This is a genomic window from Hyphomonas atlantica corrig. (assembly GCF_017795365.1).
Classification (GTDB): Bacteria; Pseudomonadota; Alphaproteobacteria; order Caulobacterales; family Hyphomonadaceae; genus Hyphomonas; species Hyphomonas atlantica.
This window is the reverse complement of the sequence record NZ_CP051254.1, coordinates 258559-280750: the sequence shown is the minus strand read 5'-3', so window position 1 is coordinate 280750 and position 22192 is coordinate 258559. Positions and strand designations below refer to the sequence as shown.

General features: G+C 59.8%; 21 protein-coding genes. 9 read left to right on the top strand and 12 right to left on the bottom strand.

The features are described from left to right. The first annotated feature begins 45 nt into the window (after positions 1-45). From HF931_RS01350 to HF931_RS01340, 3 genes are read left to right on the top strand one after another with little or no spacing between them, the layout of a single operon-like run. Positions 46-1080, top strand: a complete 1035-nt coding sequence (locus HF931_RS01350) for an alpha/beta hydrolase (RefSeq protein WP_273012450.1) — start codon at positions 46-48, stop codon at positions 1078-1080. Beyond that, the gene (locus HF931_RS01345) at positions 1077-2051 is read left to right on the top strand and encodes an NADPH:quinone oxidoreductase family protein (protein WP_273241575.1); all 975 of its coding nucleotides are present in this window, start codon (positions 1077-1079) and stop codon (positions 2049-2051) included. The genes HF931_RS01350 and HF931_RS01345 overlap by 4 nt, the downstream gene beginning before the upstream one ends. A 26-nt stretch (positions 2052-2077) precedes the next feature. Then, positions 2078-3214, top strand: coding sequence for a zinc-binding dehydrogenase (locus HF931_RS01340; protein ID WP_035554517.1), 1137 nt, complete (start codon positions 2078-2080; stop codon positions 3212-3214). Between the two features lie 6 nt (positions 3215-3220). Here the strand turns inward: HF931_RS01340 and HF931_RS01335 are convergent, their stop codons facing one another. After that, positions 3221-3961: a type I pantothenate kinase gene (locus tag HF931_RS01335; RefSeq protein ID WP_051602854.1), complete on the bottom strand. Its 741-nt coding sequence runs from the start codon at positions 3959-3961 to the stop codon at positions 3221-3223. 75 nt (positions 3962-4036) lie between these two features. Then, complete coding sequence (locus tag HF931_RS01330) at positions 4037-4939, bottom strand: SDR family oxidoreductase (RefSeq protein ID WP_273241573.1); 903 nt, start codon at positions 4937-4939, stop codon at positions 4037-4039. Positions 4940-5000: 61 nt separating this feature from the next. Here HF931_RS01330 and HF931_RS01325 point away from each other — a divergent pair, with 61 nt between their 5' ends. Next, positions 5001-5426: a DUF2147 domain-containing protein gene (locus tag HF931_RS01325; protein WP_051602855.1), complete on the top strand. Its 426-nt coding sequence runs from the start codon at positions 5001-5003 to the stop codon at positions 5424-5426. Here HF931_RS01325 and HF931_RS01320 read toward each other — a convergent pair. The 4 genes from HF931_RS01320 to HF931_RS01305 all read right to left on the bottom strand — a co-directional run bounded on the left by HF931_RS01320 (position 5416) and on the right by HF931_RS01305 (position 8641). Continuing rightward, positions 5416-5787, bottom strand: coding sequence for a DUF6460 domain-containing protein (locus HF931_RS01320; protein ID WP_162176009.1), 372 nt, complete (start codon positions 5785-5787; stop codon positions 5416-5418). The genes HF931_RS01325 and HF931_RS01320 overlap by 11 nt on opposite strands. An 18-nt stretch (positions 5788-5805) precedes the next feature. Next, entirely contained in the window at positions 5806-6642 is an 837-nt protein-coding gene (locus tag HF931_RS01315; RefSeq protein ID WP_035554519.1) for a mechanosensitive ion channel family protein, read from the bottom strand. 56 nt (positions 6643-6698) lie between these two features. Beyond that, a complete protein-coding gene (locus HF931_RS01310; RefSeq protein ID WP_273241572.1) occupies positions 6699-7811 on the bottom strand; it encodes a mechanosensitive ion channel family protein in 1113 nt (370 codons plus the stop codon). Positions 7812-7873: 62 nt separating this feature from the next. Beyond that, positions 7874-8641 (bottom strand): hypothetical protein, encoded by a 768-nt coding sequence (locus tag HF931_RS01305; protein WP_273241571.1) that lies wholly within the window; start codon positions 8639-8641, stop codon positions 7874-7876. A gap of 116 nt (positions 8642-8757) precedes the next feature. Here HF931_RS01305 and HF931_RS01300 point away from each other — a divergent pair, with 116 nt between their 5' ends. Continuing rightward, entirely contained in the window at positions 8758-9237 is a 480-nt protein-coding gene (locus tag HF931_RS01300) for an HU family DNA-binding protein (RefSeq protein ID WP_081806221.1), read from the top strand. Positions 9238-9364: 127 nt separating this feature from the next. On the opposite strand, the gene HF931_RS01295 is transcribed toward HF931_RS01300, so the two are convergent. After that, positions 9365-10978, bottom strand: a complete 1614-nt coding sequence (locus HF931_RS01295) for a cisplatin damage response ATP-dependent DNA ligase (protein ID WP_273241570.1) — start codon at positions 10976-10978, stop codon at positions 9365-9367. Between the two features lie 50 nt (positions 10979-11028). Between HF931_RS01295 and HF931_RS01290 the strand changes: the two genes are divergently transcribed. Beyond that, on the top strand, positions 11029-11643 hold the full coding sequence (locus HF931_RS01290) for a glutathione S-transferase family protein (RefSeq protein ID WP_273241568.1): 615 nt from the start codon (positions 11029-11031) through the stop codon (positions 11641-11643). 634 nt (positions 11644-12277) lie between these two features. Here the strand turns inward: HF931_RS01290 and HF931_RS01285 are convergent. Together HF931_RS01285 and HF931_RS01280 are read right to left on the bottom strand one after the other, a co-directional pair. Then, complete coding sequence (locus tag HF931_RS01285) at positions 12278-12874, bottom strand: hypothetical protein (RefSeq protein ID WP_273241567.1); 597 nt, start codon at positions 12872-12874, stop codon at positions 12278-12280. 173 nt (positions 12875-13047) lie between these two features. After that, positions 13048-14076: a ligase-associated DNA damage response exonuclease gene (locus HF931_RS01280; protein WP_273241566.1), complete on the bottom strand. Its 1029-nt coding sequence runs from the start codon at positions 14074-14076 to the stop codon at positions 13048-13050. Between the two features lie 136 nt (positions 14077-14212). On the opposite strand from HF931_RS01280, the gene HF931_RS01275 reads away from it, so the two are divergent. Continuing rightward, entirely contained in the window at positions 14213-15766 is a 1554-nt protein-coding gene (locus HF931_RS01275) for a serine hydrolase domain-containing protein (RefSeq protein ID WP_273241565.1), read from the top strand. A gap of 3 nt (positions 15767-15769) precedes the next feature. Here HF931_RS01275 and HF931_RS01270 read toward each other — a convergent pair whose 3' ends face one another. Then, a complete protein-coding gene (locus HF931_RS01270) occupies positions 15770-16456 on the bottom strand; it encodes a hypothetical protein (protein WP_273241564.1) in 687 nt (228 codons plus the stop codon). Positions 16457-16565: 109 nt separating this feature from the next. Here HF931_RS01270 and HF931_RS01265 point away from each other — a divergent pair, with 109 nt between their 5' ends. After that, positions 16566-19064 (top strand): ligase-associated DNA damage response DEXH box helicase, encoded by a 2499-nt coding sequence (locus tag HF931_RS01265; RefSeq protein WP_273241563.1) that lies wholly within the window; start codon positions 16566-16568, stop codon positions 19062-19064. Here HF931_RS01265 and HF931_RS01260 read toward each other — a convergent pair whose 3' ends face one another. Continuing rightward, positions 19065-20195 (bottom strand): acyltransferase family protein, encoded by a 1131-nt coding sequence (locus HF931_RS01260; RefSeq protein ID WP_273241561.1) that lies wholly within the window; start codon positions 20193-20195, stop codon positions 19065-19067. It lies immediately after the preceding gene. Next, positions 20192-21223 carry a sterol desaturase family protein gene (locus HF931_RS01255; protein WP_273241560.1) on the bottom strand — a complete coding sequence of 344 codons (1032 nt, stop codon included), beginning with the start codon at positions 21221-21223 and terminating at the stop codon, positions 20192-20194. Before HF931_RS01255 ends, HF931_RS01260 begins: the two co-directional genes overlap by 4 nt. A gap of 168 nt (positions 21224-21391) precedes the next feature. On the opposite strand from HF931_RS01255, the gene pdeM reads away from it, so the two are divergent. Further along, a complete protein-coding gene (gene pdeM / locus HF931_RS01250; RefSeq protein ID WP_035551255.1) occupies positions 21392-22114 on the top strand; it encodes a ligase-associated DNA damage response endonuclease PdeM in 723 nt (240 codons plus the stop codon). Positions 22115-22192 lie beyond the last annotated feature (78 nt).

Sequence of the window (22192 nt, the reverse complement as noted above, 5' to 3'; positions counted from 1 at the left end):
TGACAGGTCTAAGCTCCCGCCGACAAGACAGGACGGGAGGCGACCATGAGCCTGCAGCAATTGATCACCAAATTCATCTTCAAGCTTCCGGACGGATTGCTGGTACGCATGGCGGGCGGCAAGCCAGTCGAAGTGCGCGGCCGCGTATTGGAGCCGCAATTGCAATTGGTTGCCTGGAATGGGCGCAATGCACCGCCCATGTCGTCTCTGGATGCAGAAACCGTGCAGGCCGCCGTGCGAGACCAATTGGCCATGATGGCTGCGCCGCTGGAGCCTGGCGTTTCGACTGAGGACTTCACCATTCCTGGGCCGGACCGGAACGAGATTCCCGTTCGCCTGTATAAACCCGCCGGACAGGACGCGACGGTCCCTCTGCTCGTCTACTATCATATGGGCGGCGGTGTCGTCGGCGATCTGGAAACCTGTCATGCCTGGTGTTCCATCCTGGCATCGGTCACGCGTGGGCCTGTCCTGTCGGTTGATTATCGCCTGGCACCACAGCACAAGTTTCCGGCCGGGATCGACGATGCCATCGCGGCCTATGAATGGGGCGTTCGCCACGCCGGCGACTATGGTGCGCCGGAAGGTATGGCTGCCGTGGGCGGGGATAGTATGGGTGGCAATTTCTCAGCCATCATCTCGCAGGAAATGCAGCGAGAGCACAAGCCGCTGCCGGTCTACCAATTGCTGATCTATCCAGCGGTCGACATGGTCGAGGAGCTGCCGTCAAAAACCGAGTTTGGCGAAACCTTTTCCCTCAGTACCGACACGATGAACTGGTTCATGGAGCAATACCTGCCGGATGATTTCGATATGGCAGATCCGTTGCTCTCTCCGGGCCAGACGGCGGAGCTTGACGGTCTGCCGCCCGCTATCCTGATCACTGCGGGGCATGATCCGCTGTGTGATGAGGGTGATGAATATGCCAAGCGTCTTGGAAAGGCCGGGGTTCCGGTCGTGCACAAACGCTATGATACGTTGCCGCATGCGTTCACCGCTTTCACGGGTTTCTCTCCCGGTTCGCGCAAGGCCTGCCTTGAGATTGCAAGCATGGTGAAAGACCTCGTCTCCAAACTATGAGAGCGCTCGTCTGTGATACGCTGACGGACGACTTTTCAGGCCTGTCACTGAAAGACATTCCTGTTCCGGAGGCCGGAAAGGGGGAGGTGCTCGTTCGCGTCTCTGCGGCAAGTGTGAACTTTCCCGACCTCTTGATGAGCCACGGCAAGTACCAGATGAAGCCCGAACTGCCTTTCACGCAGGGCATGGAATGCGCAGGAATAGTGGAGGCGGTTGGCGAAGGCGTCACTGAGTTTGCGCCCGGCGATCGCGTCGTGGGCGGCAACAAGACAGGTGCTTTCGCTGAGAACGCTGTGCTGCCGGTGGGGGGACTGTCCCGTGTTCCAGAGACAATGGAACTTGCAGAGGCAGCGGCCTATCCCGCGGCATACCTGACAGCCTATGTGGCCCTGGTGCGCCGGGCGAATTTGCAGGCAGGCGAAACATTGCTCGTGCACGGGGCAAGCGGCGGTGTAGGCATGGCGGCGGTGGATGTGGGCAAACTGTTGGGCGCAACGGTGATCGCCACATCAGCTTCGGACAAGAAGCTTGATACCGTACTAGCACACGGCGCTGACTATGTGATCAATGTCAGCCAGGGGTTTCGCGACAAGGTGAAGACATTGACTGCCGGGCGGGGGGCAGATGTTATCTTTGATCCCGTCGGGGGCGATGTGTTTGATGAGAGTGTACGCTGCATTGCATTTGACGGGCGGCTTTTGGTGGTTGGTTTCACATCCGGACGTATTCCGGAGGTGAAAGTGAACATGCCGTTGATCAAGGGGTTCTCAGTGGTCGGTGTAAGGGCGGGTGAGTATGGCCGTCGCTTCCCGCAGCGCGGTAAGGAGAATATGGAAGCGATCTGGAAATGGGCGGCAGAGGGCAAGACCCGGCCACGCATTCACGCTGAATTGCCATTGGAGGAGTGGCGCGAAGCCTACCGATTGCTCACGGACCGTGAGGTCGTGGGCAAAGTCGTTTTGCGTCCCTGATAAACTTAGAAGGAAGGAAACTGGATATGTCGACATTGCCTGAAAAAGGGCTGCAAATTCGCACGCTGATCAAGCCGGAGGGCGAGTTGGAGCTGTCACTGGCGGAAGTGGAGATTCCTACGCCGGGCCCGACAGATATCATCATCAAGGTCGAAGCCACCCCGATCAACCCGTCGGACCTTGGCCTATTGGTTGGGGCGGGTGATATCAGCACGGCTGTGCAAAGCGGCACTGCGGACCGTCCGGTCATCACCGCGAAAGTGCCGGAAGCTGGCATGCGCGCCATGAAAGCCCGTATCGGTGAGTCTCTACCGGTTGGAAACGAAGGCGCGGGCACCGTGGTCGCGGCAGGAGAGTCCGAAGCGGCTCAGGCCCTGTTGGGCAAGCGCGTTACCGGGCTCGGCGGGGAGTTCTATGCTGAATACCGCATGCTGAATGTTGCGCAGGTGATGGAGCTGCCAGACGGCATTTCAGCTGAGCAGGGCGCCTCTTGCTATGTGAACCCGCTGACAGCGCTGTCCTTTGTCGAGACGATGCGGAATATGGGGCATGAATCTCTGGTCCACACGGCGGCGGCGTCCAATCTGGGACAGATGCTCAACAAGATCTGCCTCAAGGATGGCGTCCCGCTGGTCAATATCGTCCGCAAGGAAGAGCAGGCCGAAATCCTGCGGGGCATTGGCGCGAAGCATATCGTCAATTCGACCTCACCGACGTTCATGGAAGACCTGATTGCGGCATTGATGGAAACGGGCGCGACGCTCGGCTTTGATGCCATCGGTGGCGGGCCACTGGCCGGTCAATTGCTGATCGCCATGGAAGCGGCCGCAAGCCGCAAGATGAAAGAGTATTCGCGCTATGGCTCCGGTCAGGAAACGCAGGTTTTCATCTATGGTCGCCTGGACATGTCGCCGACGCTCGTGCCGCCGGGCGTGGGCTTTGCGTGGAATCTCAGCGGATACTTGCTGACACCATTCCTGCAGAAGGCTGGCAAGGAAGTTCGTGCGCGCATGTACAAGCGCGTGATTGACGAACTGACCACGACCTTTGCCAGCCACTACACCAAACGCATTTCTCTGGCCGAGGCCCTGAATCTCGATACGCTGAAAGCCTACGATGCCAAGGCCACCGGCGAGAAATACCTCATCACGCCGAACGCATAGAAAGCCCTAGCCGATCCTGTCATGCGTGATGCGTATGGCATGATCGGCATCTTTCAACACGATGATATCGGCAGTCTCTTTCAAGGGGGCGATATGATCGCGCAGGTTTGGCAGATTGATCCGATCCCAGACCGATGTTGCAAACTCTACCAGCTCTGTCTCTGACATGTGCAGGAAGTTTGCGTAGAATGAAGTCGGGTCATCTTTTGCGGCGTGCCAGAGGCGCTGAAAGCGCTCCAGGTACCAGTCGAGCAGGTTTTCCTCACTGGCATCCAGATAAACAAGGTAATCCGGCTCGCGCGCTGAACGGGGGGGTGCTGAGAGGGGCTGAAAGCCGAGGCCTTCGAGAATAAGAATGTCCGGCTGGGTAATCGTCTGCGTCAATGCAGGGTCTATGTCATAGGTAACATGGCTGTAGCCGGGAAAGTCTGCTGCGCCATTGGAGAGGGCCTCGATCGCATCTCCCAGCGCAGCGACATTGTACGTCTCCGGAAATCCCTTGCGTAGCGTCAGTCCGCGCGCCTCCAACACATCATTCGGAAACAGGAACCCGTCCGTCGAGACGGTTTCCACGGCGTGCGCGTTCGCCAGAAACGACGCGACCTTGTTGGCCAGCGTCGTCTTGCCTGATGCGACGGACCCAGTCAGTGCAACAACTGCGCCCTCATGTTGGCGACTGAGCTCGGAAAGTCGTGCGCCGAGCGCCGTAATTCCAGGCGCATGAGGGACAGTGGGGGAGTCGGGCATGATCGGCTGGCTCCGTGAAGGAAAGAGACTGCCCGGAGCCTAGCCAAGTCACCATGCCTGTCCAGTTGAAACGAGTCAGACCGTGCGCTTTGCCTTGTCTTTCGCGTTGGTGGCCTCAATCGCATCGCGTGCGGCCTGCCACTCGGCATCGCCCCAAGCGGTCAGCTGCGCAAAATTGCCACCGGACGCATTGTACATCGCGCCGTCGATGGCGATGGTCTGGCCGTTCACATATTCCGCGCCCGGCGCGATCAGGAAGACGGCGAGATTGACCAGTTCGTGCATTTCTCCGACACGGCCCATCGGGTTTGCAGCGCCGGAATCCGTACGCTTTGCCCCCTCAGCATCCGGAGCGAGCCGTTTTGACATGCCTTCGGTTGGGAAGGGGCCGGGGGCGATGGCGTTGAAGCGCAGGCCGTAGCGTCCCCATTCAACCGCGAGCGATTGCGTCATTGTGTTCACAGCGGCCTTGGACATTGCAGACGGCACGACAAACGGCCCCCCATTCCAGACCCAGGTTGTCAGGATCGAGCAGACGTTTCCGCGATGGCCTTCCTTGATCCAGCGTTTGCCGATGTCGTGCGTCATGTAGAACGTGCCACGGAAGACGATATTGGAGATTGCATCGAAGCCGCGGATCGAAAGGTCTTCGGTCCGGCTGATGAAATTGCCTGCAGCATTGTTGATCAGGCCGGTAAGCGGCCCGTGCTTTGCCCAGATGTGATCATTCATGTCAGTGATCGCTTCGGCCACGCGGATGTCACAGGCATGCGGTACGACCTTGCCGCCATGTTTCTCCATCAATTCACTGGCGGTATCTTCGCAGACTTGTCCGCGTCGCCCGCAGATGTGGACCTCTGCGCCCAGCTTCAGGAAGCCTTCCGCCATTTCCTTGCCGAGGCCCGTACCGCCGCCGGTTACCAGAACGCGCTCGCCCGCCATCAGGCCGTCGCGGTACATCAGTTTCGTCGTGTCCATGTGATTCCTCCCACTATGATTTTATGGTAAGAGTATAGGGCGCTGGAGGAGGGAGGCACCCATGAATCGTTTGCTTTTGTCGATTGCCGTCGCGGCATTCTGCACGGGAGGGGCTCAGGCGGGTCCATTGGACGTGTTCGGCACATTCGTGACGCAGAAGGAGGGCTCGCACATCCGCATCTCTGACTGCGGTGACGGGACGCCTTGCGGTGTGATTGTCTGGATCGATCCTGATAGCGTTTCCGAGGGCATGACGCCGGAGACGGCCACCGATGCGAAGGGTGACAAGATCCTTGGCCTGACCATGCTTGAGGGCTTCAAGCAAAAGGCCAGTGGCTGGACCGGCGGAACCATCTACAATCCGAAAGAAGGCAAGACCTATGGGTCGAAGATCCGCTTGCTGGAGGATGGAGTGCTGGAGGTGAAGGGCTGTATTGGTCCGATCTGTCAGACCCAGCTCTGGCCACCTGCCGACGCTACTTCCTGAATGGCAGGCTGACGAGCCGCCACAGAATCCAGATCGGCATCACGACGGCCGCGCCGGCCAGTGCTGGTTTCCAGAAGTTCTGCATTGCCCATCCAAGAGCCGCCAGGGCGGTGCTGGCGACATTCGCAATTGCTGCGCCCATGTCCACGTCCGGATTGGCGGGATTGAATTGCGACGCCAGCACGAAAAAACCTACGAGAATGCAAAGCGCGAGCAGTTTCAGCGAGCCCCATATCGAGATGCCAAACAGGCGCACCAGAAGCGGTCGGGGCGGCACTTTCACCGGCGCCCGAGGCGGAGGGGCCTCGGGTATCGGCTCAACCTTGACTTCTGGCAGCTCTGAATTGGGATCTGTCGACATGGTGATTGGCTGGGCGAACTAGTCGTTGGCAGCTTGCTTCTGGATTTCGACCTGGTGCGGATACGGAATGGAAATTCCCTCGCGATCGAAAGCTTCCTTCACGGCTTTGGTGAGATGGAACTTCACGTCCCAATAGTCGGCGGCCTGCACCCAGCTACGGCTTGCGATGTCGACGGAGCTGTCGCCCAGATTGACAACTTTGACGAATGGCTCGGGATCGCGAAGAATGCGGCTGTCGGAATCGATAACCTGGCGGATGATGGCGATGGCCTTGTCCATGTCGTCATCATAGTCGATGCCGAAGGTGACATCTGCACGCCGCGTGGGGTAGCCGGAGTAGTTTTCGATCACGCCATCGATCGCCTGGCTGTTCGGGACCAGAACTTTGACGTTGTCCGGTGTGGCCAGAACCGTCTGGAAGAGATTGATGTCCTTCACCGTGCCGCCAACGCCGGCGGCCTCAACATAGTCGCCCAGCTTGTAGGGGCGAAACAACATGATCATGACGCCGGACGCGATGTTTCCGAGCGCGCCCTGCATCGAGAGACCAATGGCCAGCGTCAGGGCACCGAGTACAGCCACGAAGCTGGTCGCCTGCACGCCAAACACTTGCAGAACGGCGATGAGAACTGCCGCCGTAATGGCCCACCGAACAATCGAGGCGAAGAAATTGCCCAGCGTATCATCAATGCCTTCGCGCTTCAGCGCTTGGGTGCGTACCAGGCCCGCAAGCCACCCTGCGATGCGAAGACCGATGATCAGGACCAGCAGGGCGCCGAGCACTTTCACGCCGAATGAGATGATGAAGGGGCTGTATTCGCTCCAGATGGTTTCGAGCGTCAGGTCTTCGGGCATGTAGTGACTCCTTTTGTGTGGAGGGATTAGTCTTCAGTATCTGTAATGTCTGATTGTTACGCCTGTTCCGAGGTGTGCTGCGCTGGAGGGCGGTAGGCCATGTTGACCTGATGCGGAAAGGGAATGCTGATACCTTCGCGATCAAAGGCCTCTTTAACGCCTTTTGTGATGTCCGCACGGACCTGAACGAACTCTGGTGTGGCGACAAACGCCCTTAGGCGAAGACGCACGCTCCAGTCCGCCAATGCGTGTACCCCGACCCAGGTTTCGTCCTTGGCCAGTACACGCGGATGACCATTCGCGACGCCCAGCAGGGTTTCCAGCGCGTGGTCCATATTGTCGTCATAGGAAATGTCGAAATAAAGATCGAGACGCCGCCTTGTCTGGCGTGTGTGGTTGACCAGAGGATCGCCCCACACCTTGTCATTCGTCACAGACACGACCTTGTTGTCGATTTGTTTGAACGTGGTGCGGAAGGGCGTGATGTCGGTGATCTCACCTTCCATACCTGAGAGCGTTACGTAGTCTCCGATACGAAACGGTCGGAAAATCGCCAGCATTACACCGGCTGCCACAGCCTTCAGCGTGTCCTGAAGCGCCAGACCAATGGCCAGCGCCGCGCCGCCCAGCAAGGCCGCGAGCGACGCCGTGGGAAAGCCGAGCTGCGTCAGTGCCAGTACAATTGCAATTGCGAAGATGACGTATTTCAAGAGGGAGGCAGAGAAGGCGAAAAGCGTATCGTCCGCACCGTGCCTCATATGTGCCTGATTGCCCATCTTGCGCATGGATCGTGCGACCCAATTCGCGAACAAGACCGCGATAACAAGGATGGCTATTGCCGCGAAAGCGCCCGGCCCACGCCGATTGATTATGGCTTCCCAGTCATAGCCGGCAAGGCCCAAGGGCAGGGGCGACAAAAAGATCAGCGCAAAGACGCGCGCGACCGAGCTTGCAATATCCCAGCTTGAGCCTTCGAAAGACTTGTCCTTTGCTGTGACGCGCTTTCCGAATGCGACGACCAGTTTCTTGACCAAGCCCGATACGAACCAGACCAGCATGCAGGCGAGGAGGACCAAGCCCCATTTTTCGATGAGGGGCCAGGACGCGGCAAGCCAGACGGGCCAGTTTGATGTATCAACATCCGGCAGGGTAATGTCGTTGAAGTCCATGTCGAACCGCTCATCCACTATTGTGCAAACAGAGCGTCAATTTGCACACCCTGTCCAGCTGTTCAGACCGGTATGACCGATCCGTCTGCCCCGCGAAAGAGGCGGAGGCAGATTGTAATTGCCAGAACAATTGCGCTCATGATCGCCAGCCAGTGCATTCCGGTGACAAGCCAATTGTTGAGAACGATACCCATCACACCCCAGGCCAGAGCGATAAAATACCACCAGCTGCGGCTGATATAACGGGCAAACATCCATGCCGCGAGGCACGCGGTGACAAGCGTGATCCAGAGCATCTGCCACGGGAAATCCGTTGCGCCGATATCGGTAAAAGTTCGCAGGGTCAGGGGAATGGAAATCGCGACGGCGACAGTGATCCATCCCGACAGCATGGCTGAAGCAAAATCCGCAAGCGCTTTCTTGGGGCTCCACCCCATTTCGCGCAAGCTATCCGCCCGCCACGCGGCTATCCAGGCTGCGATTGCAATTGGAAACAATAGCAGGAAATCCAGGGGCTGAAATGCGATCAGCTGCGCACTGAGCATCCAGACAATGTTGAAAAGACCAGCCCAGGCAAGCGGAATAGCGATTCGGTCCATCCAGGGTTCGCCAGCCCGCCAATAGGCGAGTCCAAACAGAAAATAGCCCAGAAAAATCACGCTCCAGATGGAAAAGAATACAGGAAGCGGCTGTTCCGGCAGGGTCATGTCCCGGGTGGCATTTCCAATTGGAGTGCCAATACCCAGTGCAGGCGCAAGCGCTCCGGATAGTGGCTGAAGGATTCCGAACAGAAGAATGATCAGGGGCAGATGCTTTTTCATGCGTCTCATATGAGGCCTTTTTCAAATGGGGCAAATTGGCGGCGTATGAAAAAAGTGGGATGCAGCCTGCATTTTTCGCGTTATAGGGCGCGGTCTCTGCGGAGACTCACAAGAGGAATTTGCTCATGGCAAAAGCACCTGCGGCCAAGAAGGCCGCTGCAAAACCGGCCGCCAAGAAGGCGACCACCACGGCCCGTAAAACCACTGCAGCAGCGAAAAAGCCTGCTGCAAAGACCGCTGCCGCGAAAAAGCCAGCCGCCCGCAAGGCAGCTGCGCCGAAAACCGCTACGCGTTCTACGGCTGCCCGCGCGACCGCTGCAAAGACACCAACCACGGTGACGATGCGCCAGCTGTCCGCTGAAATGGCAGAGGCTCACGGCCTGACCAAGAAGCAGTCGGAAGAGATCTTCTCCGATCTGGCTGACCGGATCACGAAGCGCCTGAAGAAGGGCGAACGTTTCCGTCTCAACGGTCTCGGCACGCTGGAAGTGCGCAAGCGCCCGGCACGCATGGGCCGCAACCCGGCAACGGGTGAATCCATCAAGATCAAGGCGTCGAAGAAAGTTGCTTTCCGCGTCTCCAAGGAACTGAAAGAGTCCGTCTAAGGATTTCCTGTTCCAGTGAATTTTGAAGAGGCCGGGTGCATGTCATCCGGCCTTTTTTGTTTTTGCTCGAGGCTGTTCTCGGCTTTCGCCGCGGCCTCTGCGCCTGCGCCTTGCTTGTGGAAGCGCTCTATTCCTGCAACATGGCCTCAAGTGTCTTCAGGCGGTCCGCCTCGTCTGCGGGCTTGTCCCATCGGATACGGTTGATCCGGGGAAAGCGCATCGCGATGCCGGATTTGTGACGCGCAGACCGTTGAAGCCCTTCGAACGCAACTTCCAGCACGAGAGACGGTGTCACCGACCGAACCGGCCCGAAGCGCTCAATCGTGTTTTCACGGACGAATTTGTCAAGTTGCTTCAGTTCGTCATCGGTGAATCCGAAATAGGCCTTTCCGACCGGGGTTAGCCGGTCTTCGCCGTCTTCATCGCGCCAAACCGCAAAGGTGAAATCGGAATAGAAGCTGGAACGACGGCCGTGTCCGCGCTGGGCGTACAGCAATACGGCGTCGACGAGATAGGGATCGCGCTTCCATTTGTACCAATGCCCCTTCACCCGGCCGGGCAGATAGGGGCTGTCCCAGCGTTTCAGCATCAGGCCTTCGATCTCCGGCGCAGGGGGAGTCATGCGCTGGGCGTCGAGGTCCTCCAGCGTTGTGACCGGGACAAGGGGAGAGAGATCAAAGCGCGGGCTGGCAGTGGCGGCGATAAACGCCTCAAGCCGTTCGCGCCTTTTCCGAAAGCTCAGCTGGCGGACATCCTCATCTCCATCCTGCAGCAGGTCGTAGGCACGGATAAAGGCCGGGCGCGCATCCATCTGTTTCTTCGAGACGGTCTTGCGGTTCAATCTCTGTTGCAGCGCATTGAACGGTGCCACGCTTTCCCCGTCGTCCGCGCGTACGAGCAGTTCGCCATCCAGCGTGCCTTCAAAATCCATCCCCGCCAGTACGTCCGGGAAGGTGTGGGAGATATCGTCTCCCGTCCGCGTATAGATGCGCCGGACGCCGCCCTCGCTGCTGGCCTGCACGCGGATGCCGTCATATTTCCATTCGGCGGCAAAGGCGTCTGACGTGATCAGCGACGGGTCCACCGCATCGGGATTGTCCCGCTCCGCCTTGGCGACCAGCGGATGCGCCAGCATGACCGGCCGGAAGGGCGCGCGAATATCCGGTTCTGGCCTGCCGGTCTTGCCCTCCAGCCAGGCAAACAGGCTGTCAAAGGGCGGGGCGAGGCCGTGCCAGATCTCCTCGATCTCTGTCACATCCACATCGCCGAAATCCGCTAGCGCCAGCTTGGCGAGGCGCGCCGAGACGCCGATCCGCATGCCGCCCGTGATCAGCTTCAGCAGGGCCCAGCGTCCGGTCGGGTCCAGCCCATCCAGCCAGTTCGCCACCAGTCTCTGCGCCTCTGGCCGGGTTGCGCCGTCCAGCGCCTCGACAATCTCCGACAGGGGCGGGGGGTGGTTCGCGCGCCGCTCGCCCGGCCAGACGAGGCTGACGGTTTCGGCCATGTCGCCAACATAGTCATAGGACAGGCGGAAGAGTTCCGAATCCATCCGGTCTGTCACCAGTTCCCGTATGGCGGCGGGCTTGATGCTTTTCAGGTCCAGATCCCCGGTCAGCGCGCCGAGGGCATAGCCGCGGTCGGGGTCTGGCGCGCTGCGGAAATAGGAGACAATCAGGCGTAGCTTGCCGTTACGCGAAGGCGTTAGGACAAGACGGTCAAGAAGCTCTGCGAAGGCCTGCATGCGCCTAAGATAGAGTCGCCACGCGAAGAATCCATCAAGGGAGCCCCACCATGAGCCTGAAACTGCACCACCTCAACGCCTCGCGCTCGCAGCGCATTGTCTGGCTGCTGGCCGAGCTGGGCGTGCCGCATGAGATTGTCCACCACAGCCGCGACCCGGAAACCCGGCTGGCCCCGGCGGCGCTGCTGGAGATTCACCCGATGGGCAAGTCGCCCCTGCTGGAGGATGGCGACACGGTGATCGCCGAGACAGGCGCGATTGCCGAATATTTGCTGGCCAGGCACGACCCGGACCATGCGCTTCACCCGCGCGCGGATTCGGCTGATTTCCCGCGCTATCTGGAGTGGGTCCACGCGGCGGAGGGGGCGATCTTCCTGCCGGGCCTGTTCCGCTTCTACCTGATGAATGCCGGCCTGCTGGACACGCCGCTGGCCGCCGCGATGGAGGGCGAACAGGCCAAGGCGATGAAGACGATCGAGGCCCATCTGGCGAAGCACGCCTATTTCGCGGGCGAGACCTTCACCGCCGCCGATTGCCTGATGGCCTTCCAGATCCAGTCCCCCGCCGCCGCGGGCGCGCTGGAGGCCATGCCCGCCACAAAGGCCTGGCTCGAAAAAGTGCAGGCCCGCCCGGCCTACAAGGCGATGCTGGAGGTGGGGGTCTAGGGGGGCAATTCTCCCCCGGCCCGAGCTGGGGTGGGGCGATGGCCATGCCATCGCGATCCCCCTCTAGCTCCCCCTTTGCAAGGGGGAGAACGACCCTCAAGCAAGGCGGTTGCTGTCTGCGTTCCTCCCCCTGCAAGGGGGAGGACAGGTGGGGGCCTGCGATGTTCCCTCCAGCACAAACATCCGGACTGGCCGAAACCATCCGGGTATCTCTTTTTGGCTCAAAGAGCCTGGCGCAGCGGGCGCCGTGGCGCTCCGCCTGATGATTTGTAGATGGCTACGGAGTGGAGCGTTACCGCCCGCCGCGCCGGACAGGGTCTTCAGCGGACACCTCGAAAGGGCCCAAGGTCCCGGGTCTTCGTTACCGGCGCCGCGCGAACACTGCCTCCGTGCTTTTCACACGAAAGGCGCATCCGGGGAGGCCTGACTCCCGTGCGTCCGGACGAGGCGGATTCCCAACTTGCCTTCGCAAGCTCACCCTGGCCTGACCTGCCTAGGGCCGTGCGGGACCGTACACCTCCCACAAAGCCCATCCTGTCCCTGACCCCACAACCAGAACGGCACCTGATCCGGCTCCTGTGAGGGCAGGAGATGAGTATGGCGCGCGCGGGTATCAGACGGATTGGGGGAGGCATTACTCAATGTTGTTCTCCATCCAATCCTCCATAGCGCTCACGTCACAGTTCGCTACTTCCTGTAGGGATTCCAACCCACCGTTTGTATTGTCCAGACGAGGTAGCTTGAAACTGAAGTCGTTCGATTTCCCGTTCATGGTCAGAAATATCCAAAACCCGTTTGGCATCTCAATCTGATAGTTCTCGAGAGTTTCCATGGATTCCAGCATTGTAAAGATTATGAGTCTCGAATGATCTTCACCTGCTTCTTGGAGTAGATCGAATGTGTTGAATTTCACTCCACTAAATTGTGCCTCGATTAATGGCACCTGTTCAAGCTGATCGCCGTTAGGCCGAACCGCGAGCACCTTCATCAATACACCGGGGTGCTGCCCTGAGTAATACATTGAGTTCCACGACCCTTGAACTCCAAACACATCATCAGTTCCCTGCACAACCGCAGAGTAATGTATTCCACATGATACAAACTGCCCGTTAGAGCGTTCGATGATTGGCGTATATTCAGTATTCACAACAACTCCTGTTTCGGCATGTGCTACAAAACCCAATGTAGCCGAAAGCAAAAACGCGAGTGTCGGCAAACGCTTACTAAGCATCGCTGATCTTCCTATTCATTTCTAAACGATTGGCGCACGTATGGATGAATCGAAATACCAACCTGACAGATTTCTCCTTCAGGGTGCAAGAGGGCTTTTGATTTTGATCGCTTTCGACTAGGATATGCTAAGAAACGGACGTTGATGACCACACAGCAGCGGGCTCTCCATATTCACCCCATCTCTTCCTCGTACCCTACCAGCCGCAGCGGTTTGGCGCGGCGGCCTTCGAGTTCGGCCCAGCGGACGAGGGCGTCTTCGCGGCCATAGGTGATCCAGAGGTCCTGCGGGTCGACCTCGCGGATCGTGTCGGTCAGTTCGTCCCAGTCGGCATGGTCGGAGATGACGAGTGGCAGTTCGACGCCGCGCTGCTTGGCGCGCTGTTTCACGCTCATCCAGCCAGAGGCAAAGCCGATCACCGGATCGGGGAAGCGCTGGGCCCATTTGCCTTCAAAGGCGCCGGGCGGAGCAATGACGATCTCTCCACGGAAGGCTTCGCGCGCGGCCTTTGACCGGTCTTCCAGCGTGGCGGGGCGCAGCTCTCCCAGCGTGACGCCGGCCGCCTCATACACCTCGCACAGCTTTTCCAGGCTGCCATGAATGTAGATGGGCCGGTCATGCCCGGCGAGGCGCAGATGCTTGATGACGCGCTGGGCCTTTCCCAGGGAGTAGGCGCCGATGCAATGGGTGCGGTCCGGATTGTCCGCGACTGAGCGCATCAGGCGGTCAATTTCCTGGTCCGTAGGCGGATGGCGGAAGACGGGCAGGCCAAACGTCGCCTCGGAGATGAAGACATGCGTGTTCTCCACCGGCTCGAAGCCGGGGCAGGTGGGGTCTGCGCGGCGCTTGTAATCGCCGGTGAACACCATGCGCAGGCCCTTGTGTTCCACCACGATCTGTGACGAGCCGAGAATGTGCCCCGCCGGGGAGAGCCAGACGGTGACGCCATTGATCTCGATCGCCTCGCCATATTCGACGGCCTGGGTCTGTTTGGCGAAACTGTCGCCATAGCGCGCGGCCATGATGGCCAGCGTGTGCGGATGGGCCAGCACCTTGCCGTGGCCGCCGCGCGCATGATCCGAATGGCCGTGGCTGATCACCGCCCGGTCCACCGCGCCACGCACGGGATCAAGATAGAAATCCCCCGGCGGGCAATAAAGCCCCTTGGGGGTGGGGTGAAGCAGGAGGTCTGGCCGCAGCATGCCCTCAATGTAGGCGATGCACGCGGACGGGGAAGGGGCGCACCCCGTAGCCTTATGCAATCCTTAACTGCCTCGCCACACTTGCGACATGGTCTCGTGTGCATAAAGATCGGGCCGATCCAGAGGAGAATCACGCATGCGCGCAGTCCGGAAGTGTCTTGTATCCCTGTCCGCCCTGGCCGTGGTGGCCATGCCCGCCATCGCAGAAGAAGGCGGCACGACGCGAGCGCTGGAGGATGCGCTGGCTGCGGGCTACAAGGCGAGCTTCACCTGTTCGGCCCTGTTCACCGCCGGCCAGACGCCCGCAGAGATCCGCCAGAATGAACTGTCCGGCATTTATCCTGATTACCAGCGCAGTTTCGACAAGCTGCCGGATGCGGTGATTGATGCCGCGCGCAAGACGGTGTCGGTAACCTATTCGACCAGCATGCCGCCGCGCATTGCGGCCTGGCGCCCCGGCTTTGGCTGCACGCAGCTGCCCGTCGGCGCGGAAGAGGGCGCGCTGAACTTCCTGCCGCGCTTTGCCGCCTGGCCGGAATTTTCTGGCGAGGACCGGGGCAGCGCCATCGGCTCGAACGTGAAAGTGCAGCTGCGCATCGAAGAGGCCGAACGGCTGGAAGCGCCGGTCTCGTTCGCCTTTGACGAACGCTCCTACGGCAATGGCACGCGCACGAGCGCTGTGGTCGTGGTGAAGGATGGGCAGGTTGTGGCCGAACGCTATGCCCGCGGCATCGACCATGAAACGCCGCAGCGGACATGGTCGGTCGCGAAATCCATCACGGCGACCATTCTGGGCGCGGCGCGTCGCAACGGGCATATTGATCTGGATTATCCGGCGGTGATCGCTGACTGGAACAATGGCGCAGACCCGCGCCGTGAAATCACGCTGCGTGACCTGTTGCAGATGGCAAGCGGCCTCGACAGTGGCGAGACGGGATCGCGCACGGACCGCATCTATTTCGGCGGCGGGCGCGTCGTGGACCAGGCGGCGTCCAAGGTGATGGAAGTGAAGCCGGGCACGCGGTTCAAATATTCCAACAATGACACGCTGATCGCCATGCGGTCCTTCCGCGAGTCTCTTGGCACGGATGATTCCTATCATCGTTTCCCGTATGAGAAATTGCTGCACAAGATCGGCGCGGTGCACACGACGCTGGAAGTGGACTGGAACGGCGATTTCATCTCGTCCAGCCAGGTCTGGTCGACAGCGCGCGATCTTGCGCGGATCGGCCAGCTCTATCTGCAGGATGGCATGTGGGGCAATGAGCGCCTGCTGCCGGAAGGCTGGGTGGAATTTGTTTCGTCCCCCGGACCGGCCCAGCCGCTGAGCGGCGCAGGCTATGGTGCGCAATTCTGGCTGATGAATGATGCCGAGGGCATCCCGGCCGGCACTTATTACATGGCGGGCAATCGCGGCCAGTATGTCGTGATCGTGCCGAGCATGAATGCCGTGATCGTACGGCGCGGCTATGATGTGATCGGCGGTGCGCGGTTTGATATCAATGCGTTTACGCGGGACGTGCTGCTCAGCCTTCAGGCGGCGGACGATGCCCGGGCGGAAGAGGCAGCCCAGCGCGAGCAGATCGAGTTGGAAATCCAGGCGACGATCGATGCGCGTCGGGCCCGCTCTGATCGCGCGAAGGATGCCATCCGGGCAGAGATCCTCGAAAAGTATGGCCTCGAGGAATAGCGCCTATCTGGAGCCGGTTCCGGAGTTCGGGATCGGTGTCAGGTTCGAGATGATCTGACGGTCGGACTGGCTGAAGCTTTTCATCATGGCAGAGCCTTCGACGGTGACATCAAGGCTGGAGACATGGGTGCGGCCATCGGGGGCCCGGTCACACGCGACTTTCATCTCGAACTGCTTGATCTTTGCGACCGGCATCGGCTTGAACGGCTTCTCTGCCATCATCTCGTAATTGAGGATGCCGGGCGCGGTCTTGTCCACGACGACTTTTCCGATGAGGTGCTTGTAGATCTTGTCCATGTCATCTGGCTCTGCGCCGGGCTGCGGTCTGAAGCTGTAGGTTGCGGTGGTGTCTGTTTCACTGACAAGCGTCGCATCCGCGACGGGAATGTTCTCGGCAAAATCCTGGCACCAGATTTCGCCATCTGTATTGGCCTTCATGTTCTCGACCCGCTTGGCGAAGTCCTCGCTCCAGTCTTCAGGTTCAGGTGAAATCACGCTGAGACGCTCGCCTTCCGGCTGGCTTGGGTCGACCCGCATGAGCGCGTCGACCTCTCCGGCGGAAAGCGTCAGGTCAAACGCATAGAGCGGGCCCTCCGCAGACGCAGCGAGCGCTTGTTCCAGAGGGGATTGGGCAAGGGCAGGAGCCGCCAGCGCGATCAGACTGGCGGACACAGCAAGGGAGCGGAACATGGCGGGCCTCATATCGGTTCTCTGAAAAATAGGTTTGGCCTGAGCCAAGCTGAACGCATAGTGAAAGAAAGCCAAATACTGCAATTCTTGCGAGATTTTAATTTCAATCATGGCTGATGCCGCCGTTTCTCCATTCTTCTTGCCAGAACCGTTCGAGGCCTGGTTCGCCGGACGCGGCTGGAAAGCGCGGCCGCACCAGCTGGCACTGGCGGAGCAATCCCTGAAAGGCGAGAGCGCGCTGCTGATTGCGCCAACCGGCGGCGGCAAGACGCTGGCGGGCTTTCTGGGCAGCCTGATGGAACTGAGTGAACGCAAGCGGGCGGCAAACTCTGACCGGCCCGCCTTGCACACGCTCTACATCTCTCCGCTGAAGGCGCTGGCAGCCGATGTTCAACGCAACCTTATGGGACCCGTCGAAGAGATGGGGCTAAACATCAAGATCGAGAGCCGGACCGGAGACACGCCCAGCCATGTGCGCCAGCGGCAAAGGCGGACTCCGCCGGACGTTCTGCTGACCACACCGGAACAATTGGCGCTTTTCATCGCCTCCGATCATGCCAGGGAATTTTTCGCGGATCTGAAATGCGTGATCGTGGACGAGATTCACGCAATGGCTGCGTCAAAGCGGGGCGACCTTTTGGCGCTGGGCCTTGCCACGTTGGCGAGTTGGGCACCGGCCTGCCGGTTTCTCGGCCTGTCCGCGACGGTGCGCGAGCCGCAGGCATTGGCGGACTGGCTGGATGTTCGCCCGCCTGGGCATGATGTTCGTATCCTGACGGCGGAAGGCGGCGTGTCTGCAGATGTCGACATTCTGATCTCCCAGCAGCGAATTCCGTGGTCCGGCCATTCGGGACGGTTCGCCGTACCCGACGTATACGACGCGATCAAGCGCGCGACGATGACGCTGGTCTTCGTGAATACGCGCAGCCAGGCCGAACTGATGTTTCAAGAGCTATGGCGCGCAAATGAAGATGGCCTGCCCATTGCACTGCATCACGGCTCTCTGGCGCGGGAACAGCGCACGAAGGTCGAGGCTGCGATGGCGGCGGGCTTGCTGAAGGCGGTGGTGTGTACATCCACATTGGATCTTGGCATTGACTGGGGCGAGGTGGATCTGGTGATCCAGATGGGCGCACCGAAAGGGGCTGCGCGCCTTATCCAGCGCATCGGCCGCGCCAATCACCGGATGGATGAGGCGAGCCGGGCTGTCCTTGTGCCAACGAACCGGTTTGAGGTGTTGGAATGCAGCGCGGCAGAGGCAGCCGTCGAAGCGGGCGAGATCGACGGGGAGGGAATCCGCGAGGGCGCGCTCGACATACTGGCCCAGCACGTCATGGGACGTGCCTGTGGCGACGGGTTTCAGCTGGAGGAATTGTATGACGAGATAATCCGTGCGGCGCCCTATCAGAGTCTGGACTGGGAAACCTATGAGCGGATTGTCGATTTCGTGGCGAACGGTGGCTATGCGCTGAAAACCTATGATCGCTTCCACAGGATCGTGCGGCGGCCGGACGGCGTATGGGTGGCGCGGACGGCGCGAGACGCGCAGGCGCACCGGATGAATGTCGGGGCGATTGTGGAATCTCCCATGCTGTCGGTGCGGTTGGCGAACTTCATCGGCAAGGAAAAGCCGGGAGAGAAACGGGCCGTACGCGCCGGCCTGAAGCTGGGCGAGATGGAGGAATACTTCCTCTCCACCCTCACGCCGGGAGACACGTTCCTGTTTGCGGGCGAAGTGCTGCGGCTGGTCGGCGTGGAGGGTATGGACGCGCTGGTCGTGCGGGCGGTGAGTGAACAGCCAGCCATCCCGTCCTATAATGGCGGCAAGTTCCCGCTGACCACCTTTCTGGCAGATCGCGTGCGGCACATGATTCACGATCCCTCACAATGGCAGGGGCTGCCAGACCCCGTGCGGGAATGGTTCGAGATCCAGAAGCTGAAATCCGAAATTCCGCCACCGGACCATCTGCTTGTCGAGACCTTCCCACGCGGCGGGCGTTTCTATCTGGTCTGCTATCCGTTTGAAGGGCGGCTGGCACACCAGACGCTGGGCATGTTGCTGAGCCGGCGGCTGGAACGTATGGGCGCCAAGCCGACCGGATTTGTGGCCAGCGAATACGCCATGGCGGTCTGGGGGATGGAGGATATGTCCGGTATCGACATGGAGGCCCTCTTCCATCCGGACATGATGGGGGATGATCTGGAAAGCTGGCTGGACGAGAGCGCGCTGATGAAACGGACCTTCGGCCAGTGCGCACAGATTTCCGGCCTCATCCACCGAAACCTTCCGGGTAAGGAAAAGAATTCCCGGCAGGTGAGTTTTTCCTCTGATCTCATCTATGACGTGCTGCGCAGCCACGAGCCGGATCACATTCTGCTGCAGGCCGCCCGCCAGGATGCGGCCACGGGCCTGCTGGATGTGCGCCGCCTGTCAGATGCGCTGGTGCGCATTCGTGGCAAGATCGACCATCAGGCCCTGAAGAAGATCAGCCCGTTCGCGGTGCCCGTCATGCTGGAGATCGGCAAGGAGCCTGTGTCTGGTGCCTCCGTACAAGACGCGATTCTGGGCGAGGCCGAGGCCGACCTGGTGCGCGATGCGATGGGGTGACTAGATCGGAGATGTCCGAAGTTTGAGGGAGGCTATTCGCTCAAAGATGTTTCGGGTTATCCGCTTCCAGTGCCCAAGGCGTCGTTCGGAAATCTCCGCGAGCAGGAAACATGCGACAAGCGTGACGATTGCCATAACGATGACGTGTACTGTGTTCGCCCCGTCATAGCCCGGCAGGCCGTGCAGGAAGGTCAGAATCGGATAATGAAACAAGTATAATGAGAAGGTTGCGCCTGAACACCATCTCACAATGGCTTCCATACGGGCGCCGATCCAGTTCGCCTCACTGGCAAGTCGGTAGACGCCCAAGAAATGTAGGGACATCAAGACTGCGAGAAGGGTGTTCCAGAGAAATTCGTCGGAAAAGCCCAACACATCATAGGGCCGTGAGTCTTGTCCGAGCAGCACGAAGGTTGCACTCAACAGACGGTCAGGTAGGTCAAGTGCCAACGCGCCCGCATATGGAATCCAAGGCGTGATTGCGAGAAGCCAACCCATTGGCGTTGACAGTTTCGTGGCATGTCCGCGCTGAACGAATTGTTGCAAAACGACGCCCAGAACCCAGCAAGGCGCCAGCAGCAGCACAGACGGGCCGACGATGAGTGCCATCAGGCTGAGGAGCAGAATACGCGTACGACCACGGCAGAACACGGCGACGCCGAAGCCGGCATAGTACCAGGCTTCATAAGCAACCGACCAGAAAGGTCCGTTTGTGCCGACGCGAATATTGTCAAACCAGGCATGGGTTGTGAAAGTAAGGGCCCGGAACACTTGCCCAGCCGGGTTCTCGGCATTGTACCACCACCCTTCGTAGGCATGTGGCATCAATTGTGCGCCCAGCGTGTCGATCACGAAAGTGAAGACGAGTGCTGGAATGATGACTGAGTACAGACGGGCAAGGCGGGCTTCTGCGTACACCGCAGCGCCGCGATTGCGGGCGAAAGTCGTATAGGCGATCACGAAACCGGACAGGACAAAGAACAGGACCACGGCGTCACTGCCCAAATTCAGGTCCCGGATCCACTGCATGTTGCCTTGTGTGAACCGATAGTAGCCGATGTGGGAAGCCAACACGACCAGCGCGGCAAGGAAGCGGATTAGATCCAGGTAAATGGAGAAGCCGCGAGTCATTCGGTCAGGACTCCTGCGACTGGGCGGGCGGGGGAACGAGCGGCCTGAGCGGCTTCGACAAACGGAACCGCGTAGGCCGTGACCAGTGAAGTGTGGGTCTGGGGTTCCGGACGGCCGGCCCGGTCGGCAACACCAAACTGCAGTGTCTCGCGCCCCTTGGGAACGTACAGTGTACCAAACATCCAGTCCCAGACAGCGAAGACAAGTCCGTAATTCTTGTCGTGATGGCGTGGGGCCATGGAGTGGTGGATCTGATGCTGGGCCGGGCTGATGAAAATGTGATCCAGAACCGGTCCGAAATCGAGCCAGATGTGTGAGTGGCGCAAGGCCCCGCCTGCAAAGTTGAAGGCGATGAAGACGACGCTCAGACCGAACAGGGTGGCAACGTCATACATGCCAAAGAGACCATATATGACTCCAATCACGGGCCCGATACAAATGGAGTTGAAAAATGCGAGCAGGAAATCGAATACCGGATGATTGCGCTTGGCCGTCAGCAGTGTGAGGTGTTCTGCACTGTGATGCAGCTTGTGAAAGGGCCACAGGATACGGTTCTCGTGATGAAAGCGGTGATTGACATAATAGGCGAAGTCGCTCGCCAGAGCTGCCAGGAGTGCAGCCAACAACAGCATTGGGAAAGACAGCGTGCCGTCTGCAGAATTGCCGTGTACGCCTGAACTGACAAAGTGCGCAACATTCACGACGATCAGCAGCCGCAGACCGCGCGACAGTATCAGGCGGAGCGGATCAAACAGGTGATTTGCCAGGAAGACCTTGGCATCGACAAGCGATGATCGGGAAAAATAGATATGGGAAGGGACCAGATAGTTGACGAGGCCGCTGAAACCTTCCTCACGAAGTGATTTGCGATTGATGGCCCAGAGAGATGTGCCGATGAGCAGGAAGGCGACAAGGCCTGTCCAGTGCGTGCGGTCGCCAGGGCCAAAAGGCAGCAGGCCGAATATCCAGCCACTCAGTCGCTGCGCGCTGCCGAGGGCATCGGTCCAGGGGGCTGCAATTTCTGTCATGTCGAATGACCCACCACGCTTGTTTTGTTGTTTTGCGTGAGGAACAGCCTAGGGAAATATGTTTAAATGCATGTAAAGAAAGGTGATTTTCCCGGCGCTGCAGCGGCTGGCACCGATCATGGTTTCCTCAGATTGACGGGCCCGGTCGACGCGTCCAATTCTATTGTCATGACAGCCGCTGCGAAGAAGCCCTCTGAAACACATCTGCATCTGGCCGGGGAGTTGCTGACGCCGCTGCCGGAAGGGGCGTTGTGGTGGGCGGCGGAGCGGGTGCTGGTCGTGTCGGACCTGCACTTCGAGAAAGGCAGCGCGTTTGCGGCGCGGGGCCAGTTGTTGCCGCCCTATGACACGGCGGCAACGCTCTCGCTGGTCGAGCGGCTTTGCGCGCTGCTGAAGCCGAAGACCGTGATCTCCCTTGGCGACAGTTTCCATGACCGCGCGGCGGAGTTGCGGCTGCCGGAAGACTATGCGCGCCGCATTCAGGCGCTGACCTCGGCGCATGACTGGGTCTGGGTGGAGGGCAACCACGATCCGGACCCGCCAGCGCATCTGGGCGGCCGCGCCAGCAAGGTGCTGCGCATTGGCCCGCTCGTCTTCCGCCATGAGCCGACAGGCGAGCTGGGTGAGATTGCCGGGCATTTGCACCCTGCAGCGAAGATTATCGGGCGGGGACGTTCGGTGCGTCGGCGCTGCTTCGCCAGTGATGGCGCGCGACTGGTGATGCCGGCCATGGGCGCGTTTACCGGCGGGTTGAATGTGCTGGACAAGGCCTTTGCGCCGATCTTTCCGGAAGGGGCGATGGCGTTCGCCCTAGGACAGGAGCGTGTGTTCATGGTGGCGGCGAAGAGCCTTGTTGCCGATATACCACGCGGAGCACGCTGGACACTCTGATACAGACAATAAAGTTTGGAGATGCGGCCAATGCATGCCATATGCCGCCTCAGCAGGGCGAAACGCTGCTGCTCTCGC

What these genes read in the sequence shown, in the direction of transcription:
- HF931_RS01350 (WP_273012450.1), top strand. Translation starts at nt 46, where the DNA reads ATGAGCCTGCAGCAATTGATCACCAAATTCATCTTCAAGCTTCCGGAC.
- HF931_RS01345 (WP_273241575.1), top strand. Translation starts at nt 1,077, where the DNA reads ATGAGAGCGCTCGTCTGTGATACGCTGACGGACGACTTTTCAGGCCTG.
- HF931_RS01340 (WP_035554517.1), top strand. Translation starts at nt 2,078, where the DNA reads ATGTCGACATTGCCTGAAAAAGGGCTGCAAATTCGCACGCTGATCAAG.
- HF931_RS01335 (WP_051602854.1), bottom strand. Translation starts at nt 3,961, where the DNA reads ATGCCCGACTCCCCCACTGTCCCTCATGCGCCTGGAATTACGGCGCTC.
- HF931_RS01330 (WP_273241573.1), bottom strand. Translation starts at nt 4,939, where the DNA reads ATGGACACGACGAAACTGATGTACCGCGACGGCCTGATGGCGGGCGAG.
- HF931_RS01325 (WP_051602855.1), top strand. Translation starts at nt 5,001, where the DNA reads ATGAATCGTTTGCTTTTGTCGATTGCCGTCGCGGCATTCTGCACGGGA.
- HF931_RS01320 (WP_162176009.1), bottom strand. Translation starts at nt 5,787, where the DNA reads ATGTCGACAGATCCCAATTCAGAGCTGCCAGAAGTCAAGGTTGAGCCG.
- HF931_RS01315 (WP_035554519.1), bottom strand. Translation starts at nt 6,642, where the DNA reads ATGCCCGAAGACCTGACGCTCGAAACCATCTGGAGCGAATACAGCCCC.
- HF931_RS01310 (WP_273241572.1), bottom strand. Translation starts at nt 7,811, where the DNA reads ATGGACTTCAACGACATTACCCTGCCGGATGTTGATACATCAAACTGG.
- HF931_RS01305 (WP_273241571.1), bottom strand. Translation starts at nt 8,641, where the DNA reads ATGAGACGCATGAAAAAGCATCTGCCCCTGATCATTCTTCTGTTCGGA.
- HF931_RS01300 (WP_081806221.1), top strand. Translation starts at nt 8,758, where the DNA reads ATGGCAAAAGCACCTGCGGCCAAGAAGGCCGCTGCAAAACCGGCCGCC.
- HF931_RS01295 (WP_273241570.1), bottom strand. Translation starts at nt 10,978, where the DNA reads ATGCAGGCCTTCGCAGAGCTTCTTGACCGTCTTGTCCTAACGCCTTCG.
- HF931_RS01290 (WP_273241568.1), top strand. Translation starts at nt 11,029, where the DNA reads ATGAGCCTGAAACTGCACCACCTCAACGCCTCGCGCTCGCAGCGCATT.
- HF931_RS01285 (WP_273241567.1), bottom strand. Translation starts at nt 12,874, where the DNA reads ATGCTTAGTAAGCGTTTGCCGACACTCGCGTTTTTGCTTTCGGCTACA.
- HF931_RS01280 (WP_273241566.1), bottom strand. Translation starts at nt 14,076, where the DNA reads ATGCTGCGGCCAGACCTCCTGCTTCACCCCACCCCCAAGGGGCTTTAT.
- HF931_RS01275 (WP_273241565.1), top strand. Translation starts at nt 14,213, where the DNA reads ATGCGCGCAGTCCGGAAGTGTCTTGTATCCCTGTCCGCCCTGGCCGTG.
- HF931_RS01270 (WP_273241564.1), bottom strand. Translation starts at nt 16,456, where the DNA reads ATGTTCCGCTCCCTTGCTGTGTCCGCCAGTCTGATCGCGCTGGCGGCT.
- HF931_RS01265 (WP_273241563.1), top strand. Translation starts at nt 16,566, where the DNA reads ATGGCTGATGCCGCCGTTTCTCCATTCTTCTTGCCAGAACCGTTCGAG.
- HF931_RS01260 (WP_273241561.1), bottom strand. Translation starts at nt 20,195, where the DNA reads ATGACTCGCGGCTTCTCCATTTACCTGGATCTAATCCGCTTCCTTGCC.
- HF931_RS01255 (WP_273241560.1), bottom strand. Translation starts at nt 21,223, where the DNA reads ATGACAGAAATTGCAGCCCCCTGGACCGATGCCCTCGGCAGCGCGCAG.
- pdeM (WP_035551255.1), top strand. Translation starts at nt 21,392, where the DNA reads ATGACAGCCGCTGCGAAGAAGCCCTCTGAAACACATCTGCATCTGGCC.